Genomic DNA, 16,792 nt, shown 5'->3' with positions numbered 1-16,792 from the left:
CGACGGGGATGGTGATCGAACTGTCAGCCGACCGGTGGGGCCGGTATCCGGTCACCGTCGGGGTCGACGTCGTCGCACGCGGTGGACTGCTCTCGGCACGGGCCGTGACGGGCCGCGTCGAGGTGGCCGACGTCTTCGTATTCCCCATCGCCCCAGCACAATCCACGGCCCTGCCGCGGACCGAGCTGCTCGACCGACTCGGCACCCACCTGACCAGGCACGTCGGCCGCGGAATCGAATACGGCAACATCCGCGGCTATGTTCCCGGCGATCAGCTGCGGACCGTCAACTGGCCGGTCAGTGCTCGCCGTCGCAGCCTGCACGTGACCGAACGACTCAGCGAGCGCGCCGCGGACGTCGTCGCCATGGTCGACACCTACGCCCAGCCGCCGGGACCCGCGACCGAGGCCACCGAACGCACCGTCCGGGGTGCGGTGCAGGTGGTGCAGAGCGCGCTGCGCAACGGGGACCGGGCAGGCGTTGTCGCGCTGGGCGGCACGCCCCGCTGGCTCGGCCCCGACATCGGCAGGCGGCAGTTCTACCGGGTGCTCGACGCCACTCTCGGGGCCGGGGCGGGGCACGAGACCACGACGGGAACGTTGGCGCCGAGGGCCGCGATCCCACCCGGCGCCATCGTGATCGCGTTCTCCACCCTCCTCGACACGGACTTCGCCCTTGCGCTGATCGATCTCTGCCGCCGCGGTCACCTGGTGGTTGCCGTCGACGTCCTGGACGGTGCGCCGTTCGACGACCTGCCCGACCCGTTGATCGCACGGATGTGGTCGATGCAGCGCTCCTTCATGTACCGCGACATGCGCACGATCGGCGTCGACGTCGTGTCCTGGCCCGGCGAGTCGACCCTCGACCAGGTGCTGCACCTGGTTCCAGACCACCGTCCGATCCGGAGATGACGTGACACGCGCACTGTCCTTCGCCTTCGGTCTGCTGATGGTCGCCGCGGGCGCCGTGCAGGGCGACGGGCCCGCACTGCTCGCAACGGGGGTGGCCGTCGCCTCGGTGCTCGTCGGCCTCCTCGTCCGCGCGGCGGCGACGCTGGCAGTGCTCGCGACCGTGGTGGCGTTCGCGGTGTCCGACCCGGCGCCGGTGGTCGCCGCGCTGGCCGGGTTGGCTGCCGTGGGGTACCTGGCGCTGCGGCACGCCACGGGCCAGGAGCCCGCGCTGACCGTCCCGACCGTGCTCGGCGCGGCCGGGCTCTGCGCCGCGGCGATGCTGGGCGCGGTGATCCCGGCGGGGCTGCCGTGGATTCCGCTGGCGGCGCCGCCGTTGGTCATCGCGATCTACCTGGTGGTCGTCGATCAGTACGCCCACTGAGAGCCAGCTACGCTGTGCAACCGATGACAGGTGTCAAGTTCGGTGAGCCCAGCTGGCTGGCCCGGTTGTTGACTTTCGAACGAGACGGCGACGTCTTCGTCACCTCGCAACCGCCGCCCGCCGGACCCGGCAACCGCCTCTTCGGTGGGCTGATCGCCGCGCAGTCCCTCGCGGCCGCGGGTGCCACCGTCGAACCCGACAAACTCCCGCAGTCCCTGCACCTCTACTTCGTCCGCGGTGGTCAGTACGGTGTCGACGTCGAACTGCACGTCGTGCGGACCAGGGACGGCCGCTCATTCGACACTCGCCAGGTGACCGCCGTCCAGAACGGCAACACCATCCTCGAGATGATCGCGTCGTTCCATCGTCCCGAGGACGGCGCCGATTGGCACCCATCGCCGATCCCCGGCATCGAGTTCGACGACGCCGTCCCCAAGGTGCGGGACCTGGGCTTCGCGAAGCGGTTCGAGGTCCGCGCGACCCCGGACGACGACTCACCCTTCGTGGTGCCGCCGTTCTGGATCAGGACAAAGGACCCGATCGAGGACGATCCCCTGGTGCGGGCCTGCGCCCTGACGTTCCTGTCGGACTTCGGCCCGGTCCCCGTCGCCCGTCCGCCGGGGACGCCGCTGGCTCTGGACGTCGGCTATGCGGCGAGCCTCGACCACGCGGTGTGGTTCCACCGCCCCTTCGTGCCCGATCACTGGCACCGCTACGAAGTCCGGTCGCTCAACAACAGCGATTCCAGGGGGCTGGTCGCCGGGTCCATGTACGACGCTGCGGGCGCGCTGGTCGCCAGCACCACGCAGGAAGCGCTCTGGCGGGTGTAGGGGGCCCGGCGGCACCTGGGGGAGAATCGTGGGGTGAGCACACCCAGCATGCCGAGTTCGCCCGCTGCGGCGCCGAGCTGTTACCGGCATCCCGACCGTGGCACCTTCGTCAGCTGCGCCAGGTGCCAGCGCTACATCTGCCCCGACTGCATGCGCTCCGCCGCCGTCGGTCACCAGTGCGTCGACTGCGTCAACGAAGGCGCGAAGACCGTCCGCAAGCCGCGGGCCCTCCGCGGCGCCACGCCGATCGTCACGTACGTGCTCATCGCGGCGAGCGTCGTGATGTTCGTCCTGCAGAAGGCCGTGCCTGCCGTGTATCGGGACTTCGTGCTCTGGCCGGAGGGCATCGCCGCGTACGACCAGTTCTACCGACTGCTGAGCTCGGCCTTCCTGCACGCCGACGTGATGCACATCCTGTTCAACATGTGGGCGCTGTGGGTGGTCGGACCCGCGCTGGAGCAGTGGCTGGGGCGGACCCGCTTCATCGCGCTGTACTTCTTGAGCGCTCTCGGCGGTTCGGTCCTGGTGTACTTCCTGAGCCCGATCAGCACCGGAACTCTCGGGGCCTCTGGCGCGATCTTCGGCCTGTTCGGCGCGACGTTGGCGTTGTCGCGGAAACTCAACTTCGACATGAAGTGGATCGTCGGGCTGATCGTGATCAACCTGGTAATCACCTTCGTGGTGCCCTCGATCAGCTGGCAGGGCCACGTCGGCGGACTCGTGACCGGCGCTGCCATCGGTTGGCTGTACGCCTACGAACCGCGGGCCAACCGGGCGCTGATTCAGGCCGGGTGCTCAATCGCGCTGCTGCTTCTGTTCGGCGCCCTCGTCTGGTGGCGGACGACGCAGATTCTGAGCGGCGTGGGATGAGGACCCGGCCCTCGTCAGCGAACTACGGCGTGGGGCGCTACGGGGTTCCGCCGCAGCGGTTCTTGAGGTCGACCAGCGGCTGACGGATTCCGGTGATGTCGTTCTTGGTGTCCGGGTGCTGGTTGAGGTAGTCCTTCATCTGCGTGCTGACCTGGTCCTTGGGCAGTCCCTCGAGGCTCGTCACGAAGTAGTTGTAGTCCGGATGGCTGAACAGGTAGGCCGACGTCGCCGCGTCCACGCCCGACTTCACGCCCTCGAGATCGGCAGCGCTGCAGTTCGGTGGATTCAGATTGGGGTCCTCGTTGGCGAAGGCCGACGGCAATGAACCGAACAGCGCCCCACCGAGCAGGCCGCCCGCAACGAGGGCCCCGCCCGTGATGCGACGCGCCGTGTGGCGGGGTACTCCGGTAACTGACATGTACTCGCTCCTTCTGTGTTTGGTCAAAGTTTGCCGTTATTGACGGCCACTGGCGCGCTTCACGAGGAAATTCACAGTCTATTGAAGCGTGCCACACAGTAGTCACCCGGCGTGTTCGCAACACGCCAGGCGGACTCGATCTCGAAACGCCTTGATAACAACAGGATTACACCCGGTGCGGCAGCACGGGCGGTTTTCCGGGCCGCGGTTGGCTGGTGAACATCAATCTGTGCGAGAGATGGGATTCGGCCTTGTTGGCGACGATCGTTGGTGGAATTCGACGCGTGTGGTCGCGTCGGCTGGTGGTGGCCGCGCTCATCGTCGCAATGCTGCCGGCCCTTCTCGGCGGTCTCGGACTGACACCGACGGCGGCCGCGTACTCGCGGGAAGGCCTGCCCATCGAACAACTCGACGTCCCCTCGCCGTCGATGGGACGCAACATCCGCGTCGAATTCCAGGGCGGCGGCCCCCACGCCGTCTACCTGCTCGACGGTCTGCGCGCGCAGGACGACGCCAGCGGTTGGGACATCAACACCGCCGCGTTCGAGTGGTTCTTCCAGTCCGGCCTGTCGGTGGTGATGCCGGTCGGCGGCCAGTCCAGCTTTTACTCCGACTGGTACCAGCCCGCCAAGGGCGCCAACGGCACCCTGACCTACAAGTGGGAGACGTTCCTGACCCGGGAACTGCCTGGGTTCCTGGCCGCCAACAAGGGCGTCGCACCCACCGGCAACGCGGTCGTCGGCCTGTCCATGTCCGGCGGTGCGGCGTTGACGCTGGCCGCGTACTACCCGACCCAGTTCATCTTCGCCGGCTCGCTGTCGGGCTTCCTCAACCCGTCCCAGGGGCTGTGGCCCACGATGATCGGCTTCGCCATGAAGGACGCGGGCGGATACAACGCCACCGACATGTGGGGAATCTCCAGTGACCCGGCCTGGCGGCGCAACGACCCGATGGTCAACATCCCGACCCTGGTCGCCAACAACACCGCCATCTGGGTCTACTGCGGCAACGGCCGATCGTCGGATCTGGACGTGCCAGGCGACTTCGGGGTCCAGTACAGCGCGCAGTTCCTCGAGAACATCACCATCAGTACCAACAAGGAATTCCAGAAGCGGTACCTCGCCGCAGGCGGGCGCAACGCCGTCTTCAACTTCCCGAACGACGGCACGCACAGCTGGGGATACTGGGGTTCGCAGCTGCTGGCGATGAAGCCGGACCTGCTCAGAGTGCTCGGCGTGGGCGTTCCACCCCCTCCCGCGCCTGCCGCTGCGCCCCCAGCCGTGGCGCCGCCCGCCGGGTAGAAGCGTCGCTGGTCGGGTAGAAGTAAGGCATGGCCAGTGTCGACGTGTCCGTGACCTCCGACCTCTCACCCGACAAGGCCTGGGCCCTGGCCTCGGACCTCGGCCGATTCGACGAGTGGCTGACCATCTTCGGCGGGTGGAAGAGTCCGGTGCCCGACGTCATCGAGAAGGGCACCAAGGTCTCGTCGTTGATCAAGGTGAAGGGCTTCCGGAACACCATCCACTGGGAGGTCACGGAGTACGACGAGCCCCGACACATCGCGATGTGTGGAAGGGGGTTCGGCGGAGTCCAGATCTCGTTGCGCACCGACATCGCCGACAACGATCCCGGCACCACCTTCCATCTCGTCGCGGACCTCAGTGGCGCCGTGCTCAACGGTCCGATCGGCAACCTCGTCGCGCGGTTGATCAGGGGCGACGTGGAACGTTCGGTGCAGAACCTCGCGCACCTCAGCTGACGGGTATCGCCACCTCGTTGCGGCGCAGGAACGGTAGCGTCCACGGCGGGTCGTAGAACCATGCGATCGGATCACCCGTCGCGTCGAAACCGTAGGCGTGCAACGCATTCTGTAGTTGCGTCGTCTTGGCGGCGACCGCACTCGGCTGGCGGTCACCGGTGAACCGGAGCACGCCGTAGGTCTCCGCGGGTACCTCGACGAGGCGGACCCGCTCGTCGTCGGGGAGCGGCAACTCCGCCATCGTCCACCGTGACGGCAGGTAGAACCGGATCACCCAGTCATCGCCCGATGCCGACGACTGCGCCACCGGAGCCGTCATCGCGATCTTCACACCCACCTGCTGCGCCACCGGCGCGGTCATGTCGATCTTCGTTCGTTGGCGGTTGCCGCCGAAGATGTAACCCGCCAGCCGGCGGAAGCCCGCATTGCGGGCAGCCTCCTCGCCCGCCGTCACGGTGGTCTCGGCGGCGATGCGCGCCTGGTAGTGCCGCAGTTGAACGCCGTCGCCCAGGTCTTGCGTGGAGTGGGGCGGCTCTTCGGTGCCGATTCTCACGCCGAACACCAACAGTGCGGACTCGGCGAGCTGAACCGGCAACCGGAGAACAGACGGCAATTCGGGAAGGGCCATGAGGGGCACCTACCCGTCGGGCTGGGGCGTCACACCCGGCAGGTGATCTCCATGCTGTCGGTGTCCCTGGCGAGGAAGTTCACGCTGACGTAGCCGTTGGCCGGGTCTCGCACGTAATCGAGGTACGGCTGGGCGGCGGCCATGCTGGTGTTGTCGGCGACGATCAGGGTGCCCGGCGCCAGTAACGGTTCGAGGATCTGGACGACGGGAAGGTAGAACTCCTTCCACCCGTCGAGCAACACGAAGCCGACGCGACCGTCGAGCGTCTTGAGCGTCTCCAGCGCATCGCCTTCGAGCACCGTGATGACGTCGGCCACGCCTGCGTCGGCGAAGTTCTTCTTGGCCGCCTGCACCTTCGCGGCACTGAGTTCGGTGGTGACCACCCGGCCCGCGCCGTTGTCCTTGACCGCTGACGCGAGATGGATTCCGGACAGACCGAGCGACATACCGAACTCCACGACGGTGTCCGGGCGGGTGGCCCGCACCAGTGAGTACAGCAGCCGACCCGCTTGGGGCGTGACGGGCATGTAGACGTCGCTCAGCGCGTCGGCCCGTTCCTGTGGGGTGGCGTCGTGTAGCTCGGCGAAGCGGCCGTCGTTGCGCAGGGCGGCCATCTGCTGCTGGGATTCGGCGTACATCCGGTCCAGTGCGGCGGCGACCTTGGTGTCCGTCAGCGTGCTCATGACTTCGACGCTACGTGGCGATGCCGTGCGGATCCATGCCTTCGTGCCTGCCTGGCCAGGGCCAGGTCAGAATCCCTTGCCCGCCAACCACTCCAGCGTGACGTCGGCGACGTCACGCCAGCCGTGATCCATTCCCGGGTTCCCTTCTGGTGCTGGGTGGTGGGGGATCAGAGGGTGGCGACGTAGCCGCCATCGATGCGCACGTCGGAACCGGTGGTGTTGCCCGAGCGACTGCTTGCCAGAAACACCGTAAGGTCGGCGACTTCCTGCGGGGTGGTGAATCGTCCAGTCGGTGCGCCTGCCGAGACAGATGCCACGATGTCGTCGGGGGTGGCGCCGTTGGCGGCAGCGAACTTCGCCGCCACCCCGTCTCCACCCAGCCACAGGTCGGTGGACACCGGGCCGGGGCTGACGGTGTTCACGCGAATCCCTCGGGGACCGAACTCCTTCGACAAGCTCTTTGCGTAGTTGGCCAGAGCGGCCTTGGTGGCGCTGTAGTCGACGATGTTCCACTCGGGAAGGGTGGCGTTGACCGAGCCGATCATCACGACCGCCCCGCCGCCGCGCGTCAGCATCTGGGGGATCGCCTCGCGCGTCGTGCGGACCGCGGACAGGAAGTTGAGCGAGAGAGCGGCGTCCCACTCATCGTCGGTGACCGAGAGAATGCCGTCGAACCGGGTCGCGACGGCGCCCGCGTTGTTGACCAGGACGTCGACGCCGCCCCGTTCGGCGGCCGCGGCGAGTAGAGCCCGCGGGCCCTCCGGTGTGGCGAGGTCGGCGGCGATGAAGGTGGCCGACCCGGCGGCTTCCAGCGCCTGCAGTTCTGGAGTGTTGTGCCGGGCGCCCGCGATGACGAAGGCTCCGGCGGCGACGAAGGCCTGGCTGACGGCCAGTCCGATGCCCTTGCTTGCGCCGGTGACCACGACGACTTTGTTGGTGAGGTTCATGTCCATGACCCATACGTTCCGCCGTTGGCCAGACTCGAACATCGGTCGAATGACTGCACGATGACCGCATCGATGACTCCATCTCCGGCCGCCATGCCGTAGAACGAAGATGTGGGTGCGGGGGTCGGCCTGGTGGGCCGGGACGATGAGCTGGCCGAGTTGGCCCGGTTCGTCAACGGATCCGAAGCCGGCGCGCTAGCCGTCCGTGGCGAGGCCGGGGTCGGCAAGACGGCCCTGACCATGGAACTGGGCACGCGGGCCACTGCCGACGGCTGGCGGGTGCTTCGGGCGATCGGCGTCGAGGCCGAGCGGCCCTTCACCCTCGGCGGCCTGAACCAGATGGTGTTCGACCTACGTGACGTGCTGGCCCGCCTCGAAGACCACGACCGCGACGTACTGGCGCCGGTCTTCGGTGCCGACCCCGTGCGGGCGCCATCGGCGATGCCACTGGCCATCGCCGTGCTCAACCTGTTGAGGGCCGCGGCCCGCGACCAACCCGTGCTGCTGATCGTCGACGACGTGCAGTGGCTCGACGACCTGAGTGCCACCGTGCTCAGTGCGGCAGGCCGACGCGCGTCGGACCCGAGGGTGCGGATCGTCGCCTCGCATCGACCGCATTCGCGCTCCGAGTTCTCGACCGCAGGCTGGCAGGAACTGGTACTCGGCCCACTCAGCGCGGGGGACGCCGCGAAGATCGTCGACCGGATGGCGCTGCCGTTGAGCCCCGCGACCCGGCAGGCGATCCTTGATCTTGCCGAGGGCAATCCTCTTGCATTAGAAGAACTTCCACGCAACGCCGGCCAGATCGGCGCATGGCGCTCGGAGGACGCGATGCCGCTCACCGATCGGCTGGTCACCGTGTTCGGCGGCCGACTCCGTCAGCTGGATCCCAGAGTGCGCGCCGAACTCCTGCGGGCCGCCCTCGACGGCGCGCGCGCCAACACGTCAAGCGACTCGGCCTCGCGATACGCCATGACAGACGTCCAGCCGGCCATCGATCTCGACCTCCTGACGGTGGATCCGTTGGGGAACATCGTGTTTCGTCACCCGCTGGTGCGTGCTGCCGTGATCCACCAGGCGGGTGCAGCCGAACGGCGCGACGCGCACGCCCACCTGGCCCGGCTCTACGACGACGTGCTGGTGCGGCGCGCCACACATCTGAGTGCCGCCACGACCGCGCCCGACCAGACGGTCGCCGACCTGCTCGACGGGGCCGCCCGGCTGTCCATCCGACGCGGCGGTGCGGCAGTCGCCGTCGATTGGCTGCGCCGAGCCTGCGAGCTGTCCACCGAACCCGCCAGACGCGACGCATTGAGGGCCGAAGCAGCGTTCGTCGCCGCTCAAGCGAGCCGCTTCGACGATGCGCAGGCGCTGATGGACGAAACGGTTGATAGTCAAGGGAATTCGGCTGAGATGGTGTCAGCCGTGCTGACCGGCGCCTATCTCGCCCTCTACCGCGACGGCGAAGTCGTCGGCACGCACCGCCGCATCCTCCGCGCTCTGCGCGGCGCCGACGAGCTCGACGACGCGACCACCTCCCGGCTGGTCAACCTCTTGCTGGCGATCACGCAGTACGCCGGGGATGCCGAGCTGTGGCGGCAAACCGATGATGCCGTCGACCGCGTCGCCGACCGCATCGACGCAGTGGCGCTGCTGTACCGCGACGCCTGGGGTGACCTCGCCCGCCGCGGGCACACCGTTCGGGCCCGGCTCGTCGATCACCGCGACGCCCTGAACGCCATGGAGCCGTGGGAGGTGATGCGATTGGCAGTGACGGCGTACTACGTCGACGCGTTGGGCGACTACCGGACCACGCTGGTGCGTCTCTTCGAAAGAGAACGTGACCGCGGCGCCGTCACCAATGCCATGACGATGCTGCACCTGCTGTTGCTCGACCAGATCGCGTCCGGCCGCTGGACGGAGGCCTGCGAGTCGGCGCGGCTGGGGGTGGAGCTGACCACCATACATCGCAACGAGCTGTTCCGCTGCCAATTCATCGCCTACGACGGCCTGCGCGCGGCCGGTGTCGGCGACGTCGCGGCGGCCAGACGGTGCGCGGCGGAAGTCTCGGCCTGGGCCGGCCCCCGGCGAATCGGCCTGCTGCTTGGCTTCGCCAAGCGAATCGCGGTTCTGGTCGCGCTGGCCGAGGCCGACTACGAGGCGGCCTTCGCCGCGTCGACGCGCATCGCTGCCGCAGGGGAGTTCCCCCCTTACGTCCACCAAGCGGTCGACGGGCTGCTCGACCTGGTGGAAGCCGCAGTCCACACCGGCAGGCTCGACGACGCCAGGGCCCATGCCGAGACCGCCCTGCGGCTCCGGCTGGACGGGATCTCGCCACGCTTGGAGATGCTCGTCATCGCGGCGCAAGCGATGACCGCGCCCGATGGGGAAGCGGGGGCGCTCTACGAGTCAGCGCTGTCGGTTTCGGCCGCCGCGGAGTTCCCGTTCGAGCAGAACAGGATTCGGCTGGCCCATGGGGTGTGGCTGCGACGCCGACGCCACCACTCCGAGGCGAGGGCCGCCCTGCTCCTCGCCGCCGACGGCTTCGACGCGCTCGGCGCCCAGCCGTGGGCCGACAGGGCGAGGACCGAACTCCGGGCGGCGGGCGGCGGAGTCAAGCGCTCCGGCGCCAACACCGTCGCGCTCAGCGCCCAAGAGCGGCGAATTGCCGAACTCGCCGCGGCGGGACACTCCAACAAGCAGATCGCCGCCCAGCTGTACCTGTCGCCTCGCACCGTCGGTGCGCACCTCTACCGCATCTTCCCCAAGCTGGGTGTGACCAGTCGCGCCGGCCTCGGGCCTGCGATGCGCGAGCTGTTCGGAGGCTGACCTACCGCACGTCCAGCACGGCCTTGCCCGCGACCTCGCGGGCGAGCAACGCCGTTGCTGCGTCTGCGACGTCCTCCCACGACGCGCGCAGACCGATCTGCGGGTCGAGTTCACCCGCCGCCACCAACTTCACCAGATAGTCGAGATCCGCAGCGAACGGAGTCCTGACCTGGAACGGCTCCAACCGCTTTCGGGCACCGCGGCGACGTTCGGCCTCGAAGTCGATGGTCGACGGTTCACCCGAGGCCATGCCGATCGATAGCAGCGACCCACCGTCACCGACCAACGCGAACGCCTCCGTCAGCAGGGCACCGCCCACGTTGTCGAGCACACCGAAGACGGGGTCGGTGCCGTGCAGGCCCACCACCACCTCGTCCGCGCCGAGGTCGACGAGACCCGCGCCCCGGGCTGGGGAGCCGACCGCCGCGATGACGTGGGCGCCCGCGCGCGCGGCCAGCTGCACCGCGAACCTACCGACCCCGCCGGACGCGCCGGTGATCAACACACGCCTGCCGACCACCGGACCCAAGGCGCGGATCGCCTGCAGCGCCGTCACCCCGGCGACCGGAAGCGCCGCCGCGACACCGAAGTCCAGCGAATCCGGTAGCACGGCAAGGTTTTCCGTCGCCACGGTGCGACGCTGCGCCCAGCCACCCGCGCCGTTGAAGGTGACGACACGACTGCCGACCGGCGGTCCTGAGCCATCGGCTGCGGCCGCGGCGATCACGCCAGCGGCATCCCACCCGGGTACCTCGCCCGGTCGACGCGCACGGTCGATCCAATGGATCTCACCGAAGTTCAACCCAACGGCCTTGACGTCGACGAGCGCCTCGGCTTCGGTGGCGACGGGTTCGTCGACGTCGGACAGACGGAGGTTCGATGGTTGACCGGGGTCGTAGACGACTGCGCGCATGGTGGCATCAACCCGCCCTAGACCCGCTTATTCCTCCGGAGGTGACGCCGCCGGGCGGTCCCGTGGCGCGGCGACGGAGGTCACGTTGTGAACTACGCCACCTCCGTTAACCTGGAAATCGATCGCATCGGCATCCGAGTGGGAGTGGGCAATGGCAATTCGAGTACTGCCTTACGTCACCATCGAGGTCGACGACCGGCTCCGCCGTCGAATCCGCCGCGTGACGGACCGGGTCCGGGTCAATGTCCGGTCGTACCTCATGAGCGCCGCGGACGACGTCGACACTGCGGGCGACAGGGTCCGCAATCTGTGCGACGCGGCCGTGCACCGCGTCGACACCGTCGTCGCCAAGGTCAGCGACCGAATCGATCCCGCCGCACGTGAGGACGCCGCAGAGGACGCTCGACTCGAAGCCCGGTAGCCGCACCTCTACGGTGTAGGGGCAGGGGACGATTGCATCACCGGTGAAGGGTGTCGAGGACGTTGTTGGGCCACGGACTGGTCGTCCTCTTCGCGCTGTGTGCGGCTGTGTGCATGGCCATCGGCATAGTCGTGCGGCAGCGCGCCACCATGGACGTACCAGCCGACGAGAGCGTGAGCACGCGCATGTTCGTCACCCTGGTGCGGCGACCGATCTGGTGGGCCGGTACCGGCGTCGCCGTCGCCGGTTACGGATTTCAGGCCCTCGCGCTGGTCAAGGGGTCGCTGATCCTGGTTCAGCCCCTTCTGGTGTCGGCCCTGCTGTTCGCACTGCCCCTCAGCGCGCGCCTCGCCGGTCGTCGCGTCACCCGCAGGGAGTGGTTGTGGGCGGGCCTCCTCACGCTGTCGCTGGCCTTGTTCGTGCTTCTCGCCCGTCCTGGCCCACCGGACAAGACCGCGTCGGTGGCCGTGTCCGCGATCGTCGGAGTCGGCTGCGCCGTGCTGATCGTCGGCTGCGTTCTGATCGCCAGGCGTCTGGAGGGCTCACCGCGCGCAGTGTTGTTCGCCGTCGGTGTCGGCGTGCTGTTCGGGGTGGTTGCCGTTCTCACCAAGATCGTCATGCATCTGCTCAACGAGCGTGGGGCCATGGGCCTGTTGGCCACCCCGGCCCCATACGCGCTGGTCCTGCTCGGCGTGGTCGCCACGCTGTTGCAGCAGTCCGCCTTCCACGCCGGGGCGCTGCAGACGTCGGTGCCGACCATGCTGGTCCTCGAACCCGTCGTCGCCGTCGTCCTCGGCGCCGTCCTGCTCGGTGAGGAACTCGACGTCGGGGGTTACGAGCTCATCGCCCTCGTCATCGCGGTGGCGGCCATGACCGCGGCCACGTTCTCCCTGGGCCGCGGCGAGGGGGCCTACGAGGCCGAACTCGAGATGGCGGCCGCCCGCTCGGCGGCGTGACTCCCGGTCGGGACTGGCCGGTCAGGACTGCGGCCGGTCAGGACTGCGAAGAGGTCAAGGTCGAGGTGAAGTACGTGACGCCGTTCATGGTCGGTCGGTCGTCGTCGCCGTCCGGCATGGCCTCGAAGCCGTGGCTGTCGAGCAGCGCGGCCATCCGCGTGCCGACCGATGTCCAGCCGAGGCCGTCGAGGTACTCGCCGACGTCGTTGCGCTCGCCCTGGAACGTCAGGTCGGCGAAGTCGAGGTCGAAGCCATGGTCACGCCACTTGGCCGTCGACTCGCGCATCATCTCGCGGGCCTCCTCGGTGTCGAAGGCCGCGGTGTTCGGCACGGCCTCACTTCCCAGCCTGCTGCCGGGTGCGCTGAGCGAGGTGATGGCGTCGAGAAGACGGTCCTGCGCGTCCGGCGGCAGGTAGCCGTACAGCCCTTCGGCGATCCACGCCGACGGCTTCGCGGTGTCGAAGCCCGCGGCCTTCAGCGCGCTCGGCCAGTCGTCGCGCAGATCGATGGCGACCGTGCGCTGGTCTGCCTTCGGGGCGGCGCCGAGGGCGCTCAGCGTCGTCGTCTTGAACGCGATCACCTCGGGCTGATCGAGCTCGTACACCGTCGTACCCGACGGCCAGTCCAGTCGATAGGCCCTCGCGTCCAAACCGGAAGCCAGGATCACGAACTGCCTGATGCCCGCCTTGGCGGCGTCGGCGAAGAACGCATCGAAGTAGCGCGTCCGCGCCGCCATCGCGGCAGGCATCTGCGCAAGGCCGAAGGTGGCACCGTCGGCGTCGAGGTCGGCGCTAGTGAGCTCGCCGGTGGCCCAGCGGGTGAGGAAGTCGACTCCGACCGCGCTGACGAGCGGCACGGCAAACGGATCGTCGATCAGTCCGTCGGTGGTGGCGATCGCCCGCGCGGCTGCCACCATCGTCGCGGTGGCCCCCACGCTGGTGGCCGGATCCCAGGCGTCGTCGTTGGTTCGGGTCATCGTAGTGCCTCTCGTTGAATTACTTAGCCACTATAACCACCGTGGGCGAACGTTGTCGAAAGTGGCCTCGCTCACAGGAAACTGGCAGGTCAGGCATTTGGGGCATATCTTTAGTTTTGCTAACGTTGTTTCGTTTTGGTGAGGCAATGGGGCCCGCCGCATAGAACTTCTTTCATGTTGCAGAGGATTCCCGATGTCGACCGATACTCGCGAAGCGCGCCTCGAGCGCCGCATCGCCGACCTGTACTCCGACGACGAACAGTTCGCCGCCGCAAAGCCCGACGACACCGTAAGCGCCGCCGCCGACCAGCCCGATCTGCGCCTGCCCGACGTCGTTCGTACGGTCATGACGGGTTACGCCGACCGGCCTGCCCTCGGCGAGCGGGCCGTCGAATTCGTCACCGACGACTCCGGCCGCACCGTCGCCGAACTGCAGCCCCGCTTCGACACCGTCAGCTACGGCGAACTGTGGGAGCGGATCCAGGCGTTCACTGCCGCGCTGAGCGACGACCCGGTGCACCCCGGCGACCGGATCGCCATCCTTGGCTTCGCCAGCGTCGACTACACGGTCGTCGACACCGCCACGACGCAACTGGGCGCGGTCTCGGTGCCGTTGCAGACCAGCGCACCCGCCGGGCAACTCCAGCCGATCGTCGCCGAGACCGAGCCCACCCTGGTGGCGTCAAGCATTGACTACGTCGCCGACGCCGTCGAACTCATCCTGGCCGGTAACACCGCCAAGCGTCTGGTGGTGTTCGACGTGCGGCCCGAGGTCGACGACCACCGCGACGCCGTCGCCGCCGCCACGGCGCGGCTGCGGGGCACCGACGTCGTCGTCGAGACCATGGCCGACGTCCTCGCCCGCGGTCGAGCCCTGCCGAGCCCGTCGGCCGTCACCACCGACGACGCCGACCCGCTGGCACTACTCGTCTACACGTCGGGCAGCACCGGCGCGCCCAAGGGCGCCATGTACCCGTCGCACAAGGTCGCCACCATGTGGCGCGCTGGCTCGAACTCGCACTGGGACGACAGCCAGGGCGCACTGCCCGCGATCACCCTGGGCTTCCTTCCGATGAGCCACGTGATGGGCCGCGGCATCCTCTACGGCACGCTGGCGAGCGGCGGCATCGTCTACTTCGCCGCCCGAAGCGACCTGTCCACCTTCCTCGACGACCTGGCCATGGCCCGCCCGACGCAGCTCAACTTCGTGCCGCGCATCTGGGACATGCTGTACCAGGAGTACGTCAGCGAGGTGGACCGCCGCGGCGGCGTCGATGACGATCAGGTGCTCGTCGACCTGCGGCAGAGCCTGCTCGGCGGCCGTTTCGTCAGCGCCATCACCGGCTCCGCCCCCATCTCGCCCGAGCTCAAGACGTGGGTCGAGAAGTTCCTCGACATGCACCTCGTCGAGGGCTACGGCTCGACAGAGGCGGGCGCGGTCTTCGTCGACGGCCAGATCCGTCGTCCTCCGGTGATCGACTACAAGCTGGTGGACGTGCCCGAGCTGGGGTACTTCGCGACCGACCAGCCGCACCCGCGCGGTGAGCTGCTGGTCAAATCCGATCAGCTGTTCCCCGGTTACTACAAGCGGCCCGAGGTCACTGCGGAGGTGTTCGACGCCGACGGCTACTACCGCACCGGCGACGTCGTCGCCGAGACCGGTCCAGATCAGGTGCGCTACGTGGACCGGCGCAACAACGTGCTGAAGCTGTCGCAGGGCGAGTTCGTGACGGTGTCCAAGCTCGAGGCCGCATTGGGCGACAGCCCACTCGTTCGGCAGATCTTCGTGTACGGCAACAGTGCGCGTCCGTATCTACTGGCCGTGGTGGTGCCCACCGAGGATGCTCAATCACGGTACGGCGCAGACGAACTGAAGTCCGCAATCGGCGCCTCGCTCAAGGAAGCCGCACGGACGGCGGGTCTGCAGTCCTACGAGGTTCCTCGCGACTTCTTGCTGGAGACCACACCCTTCACCATGGAGAACGGTCTGCTGACCGGCATTCGCAAGCTGGCGTGGCCGCGGTTGAAGGAGCGTTACGGCGCCGAGCTCGAACAGCTGTACGTCGACCTGGCCGACGGTCAGGCAGGCGAACTGCGGGCGTTGCGGCAGGCCGGTGCCGACCAGCCCGTCCTGGAGACCGTCAGCCGGGCCGCGAAAGCGCTGCTCGGTGCGGCCGCCTCCGACGTGGCCGCCGACGCAGCGTTCACCGACCTCGGTGGAGACTCGTTGTCGGCGTTGACCTTCGCCAACCTGCTGCACGAGATCTTCGACGTCGACGTCCCCGTCGGCGTGATCGTCAGCCCCGCCAGCGACCTGGCCGCGATCGCCGCCTACGTCGAGGCGCAGCGCGCCGGTGCCAGCAAGCGGCCCACCTACGACGCGATTCACGGTCGCGACGCCACCGTGGTGCGCGCCGCCGACCTGACCTTGGACGAGTTCGTCGATGCCGAGACCCTGGCCGCCGCGACGTCGATCCCTGGCCCGTCCTCCGAGGTGCGCACCGTGCTGCTCACCGGCGCCACCGGATTCCTCGGCCGCTACCTCGCCCTGGACTGGCTCGAACGCATGGCCCTCGTCGACGGCACCGTCATCTGCCTCATCCGCGCCAAGTCCGACGACGAGGCCCGCGCCCGCCTCGACGCCACCTTCGACAGCGGCGACCCGACCCTGCTGGCCCACTACCGTGAGCTGGCCGCCGAGCACCTCGAAGTGCTCGCCGGGGACAAGGGCGAGGCCAACCTCGGCCTCGACGACACCACCTGGCAGCGGCTGGCCGACACCGTCGACCTGATCGTCGACCCGGCCGCCCTGGTCAACCACGTCCTGCCCTACCGCCAACTGTTCGCGCCGAACGTGCTGGGCACCGCCGAACTCATCCGCATCGCCCTCACCACCAAGATCAAGCCCTTCGTCTACGTGTCCACCATCGCCGTCGGTGCGGGCATCGACCCCGCCGACAACGACGAGGACGCCGACGTCCGCGTGGTCAGCGCCACCCGCCCCGTCGACGACACCTACGCCAACGGCTACGGCAACAGCAAGTGGGGCGGCGAAGTGCTGCTCCGCGAGGCCCACCAGCACTACGGCCTACCCGTGTCGGTGTTCCGCTGCGACATGATCCTGGCCGACACCACCTACGCCGGCCAACTCAACCTGCCCGACATGTTCACCCGCATGATGCTGAGCCTGGTAGCCACCGGCGTTGCGCCGCAATCGTTCTACCAGCTGG

General features: G+C 68.4%; 16 protein-coding genes. 10 read left to right on the top strand and 6 right to left on the bottom strand.

What is annotated here, in order from left to right:
• The 4 genes from ABW137_RS17635 to ABW137_RS17620 all read left to right on the top strand — a co-directional run.
• Positions 1-911: DUF58 domain-containing protein (locus tag ABW137_RS17635; protein ID WP_526402259.1), on the top strand; the 911-nt coding region annotated here is incomplete at its 5' end.
• A gap of 1 nt (position 912) precedes the next feature.
• Positions 913-1,332: a hypothetical protein gene (locus ABW137_RS17630; RefSeq protein ID WP_526402257.1), complete on the top strand. Its 420-nt coding sequence runs from the start codon at positions 913-915 to the stop codon at positions 1,330-1,332.
• 23 nt (positions 1,333-1,355) lie between these two features.
• The gene (locus tag ABW137_RS17625) at positions 1,356-2,162 is read left to right on the top strand and encodes an acyl-CoA thioesterase (RefSeq protein ID WP_526402255.1); all 807 of its coding nucleotides are present in this window, start codon (positions 1,356-1,358) and stop codon (positions 2,160-2,162) included.
• Positions 2,163-2,195: 33 nt separating this feature from the next.
• Positions 2,196-3,032, top strand: a complete 837-nt coding sequence (locus ABW137_RS17620; protein WP_526402253.1) for a rhomboid family intramembrane serine protease — start codon at positions 2,196-2,198, stop codon at positions 3,030-3,032.
• 37 nt (positions 3,033-3,069) lie between these two features.
• Here ABW137_RS17620 and ABW137_RS17615 read toward each other — a convergent pair whose 3' ends face one another.
• On the bottom strand, positions 3,070-3,450 hold the full coding sequence (locus ABW137_RS17615) for a hemophore-related protein (protein ID WP_526402251.1): 381 nt from the start codon (positions 3,448-3,450) through the stop codon (positions 3,070-3,072).
• A gap of 326 nt (positions 3,451-3,776) precedes the next feature.
• On the opposite strand from ABW137_RS17615, the gene ABW137_RS17610 reads away from it, so the two are divergent.
• Together ABW137_RS17610 and ABW137_RS17605 are read left to right on the top strand one after the other, a co-directional pair.
• Positions 3,777-4,751 carry an alpha/beta hydrolase gene (locus tag ABW137_RS17610; protein WP_526402263.1) on the top strand — a complete coding sequence of 325 codons (975 nt, stop codon included), beginning with the start codon at positions 3,777-3,779 and terminating at the stop codon, positions 4,749-4,751.
• 29 nt (positions 4,752-4,780) lie between these two features.
• Positions 4,781-5,209, top strand: coding sequence for a type II toxin-antitoxin system Rv0910 family toxin (locus tag ABW137_RS17605; RefSeq protein ID WP_526402249.1), 429 nt, complete (start codon positions 4,781-4,783; stop codon positions 5,207-5,209).
• Here ABW137_RS17605 and ABW137_RS17600 read toward each other — a convergent pair.
• The 3 genes from ABW137_RS17600 to ABW137_RS17590 form a co-directional block, all read right to left on the bottom strand.
• Positions 5,202-5,837 (bottom strand): heme-binding protein, encoded by a 636-nt coding sequence (locus ABW137_RS17600; protein WP_526402247.1) that lies wholly within the window; start codon positions 5,835-5,837, stop codon positions 5,202-5,204. The two genes, ABW137_RS17605 and ABW137_RS17600, sit on opposite strands and share 8 nt — an antisense overlap.
• Before the next feature lie 29 nt (positions 5,838-5,866).
• Positions 5,867-6,520: an O-methyltransferase gene (locus ABW137_RS17595; RefSeq protein ID WP_526402245.1), complete on the bottom strand. Its 654-nt coding sequence runs from the start codon at positions 6,518-6,520 to the stop codon at positions 5,867-5,869.
• A gap of 167 nt (positions 6,521-6,687) precedes the next feature.
• Complete coding sequence (locus ABW137_RS17590) at positions 6,688-7,473, bottom strand: SDR family NAD(P)-dependent oxidoreductase (protein ID WP_526402243.1); 786 nt, start codon at positions 7,471-7,473, stop codon at positions 6,688-6,690.
• A gap of 105 nt (positions 7,474-7,578) precedes the next feature.
• Between ABW137_RS17590 and ABW137_RS17585 the strand changes: the two genes are divergently transcribed.
• The gene (locus tag ABW137_RS17585; protein ID WP_526402241.1) at positions 7,579-10,296 is read left to right on the top strand and encodes an ATP-binding protein; all 2,718 of its coding nucleotides are present in this window, start codon (positions 7,579-7,581) and stop codon (positions 10,294-10,296) included.
• A 1-nt stretch (position 10,297) separates the two neighbouring features.
• Here ABW137_RS17585 and ABW137_RS17580 read toward each other — a convergent pair whose 3' ends face one another.
• Positions 10,298-11,209, bottom strand: coding sequence for a zinc-binding dehydrogenase (locus ABW137_RS17580; RefSeq protein WP_526402239.1), 912 nt, complete (start codon positions 11,207-11,209; stop codon positions 10,298-10,300).
• Between the two features lie 151 nt (positions 11,210-11,360).
• Here ABW137_RS17580 and ABW137_RS17575 point away from each other — a divergent pair, with 151 nt between their 5' ends.
• On the top strand, positions 11,361-11,630 hold the full coding sequence (locus ABW137_RS17575; RefSeq protein ID WP_526402237.1) for a hypothetical protein: 270 nt from the start codon (positions 11,361-11,363) through the stop codon (positions 11,628-11,630).
• A gap of 62 nt (positions 11,631-11,692) precedes the next feature.
• Entirely contained in the window at positions 11,693-12,586 is an 894-nt protein-coding gene (locus ABW137_RS17570) for a DMT family transporter (protein WP_526402261.1), read from the top strand.
• Between the two features lie 37 nt (positions 12,587-12,623).
• Here the strand turns inward: ABW137_RS17570 and ABW137_RS17565 are convergent, their stop codons facing one another.
• On the bottom strand, positions 12,624-13,562 hold the full coding sequence (locus ABW137_RS17565) for an SAM-dependent methyltransferase (RefSeq protein ID WP_526402235.1): 939 nt from the start codon (positions 13,560-13,562) through the stop codon (positions 12,624-12,626).
• A gap of 193 nt (positions 13,563-13,755) precedes the next feature.
• Between ABW137_RS17565 and car the strand changes: the two genes are divergently transcribed.
• On the top strand, positions 13,756-16,792 hold a 3,037-nt coding region (gene car / locus ABW137_RS17560), incomplete at its 3' end, for a carboxylic acid reductase (protein WP_526402233.1).

Source organism: Mycobacterium sp., assembly GCF_040509115.1.
GTDB lineage: Bacteria > Actinomycetota > Actinomycetes > Mycobacteriales > Mycobacteriaceae > Mycobacterium.
This window is presented reverse-complemented; position numbering and strand designations above follow the sequence as displayed.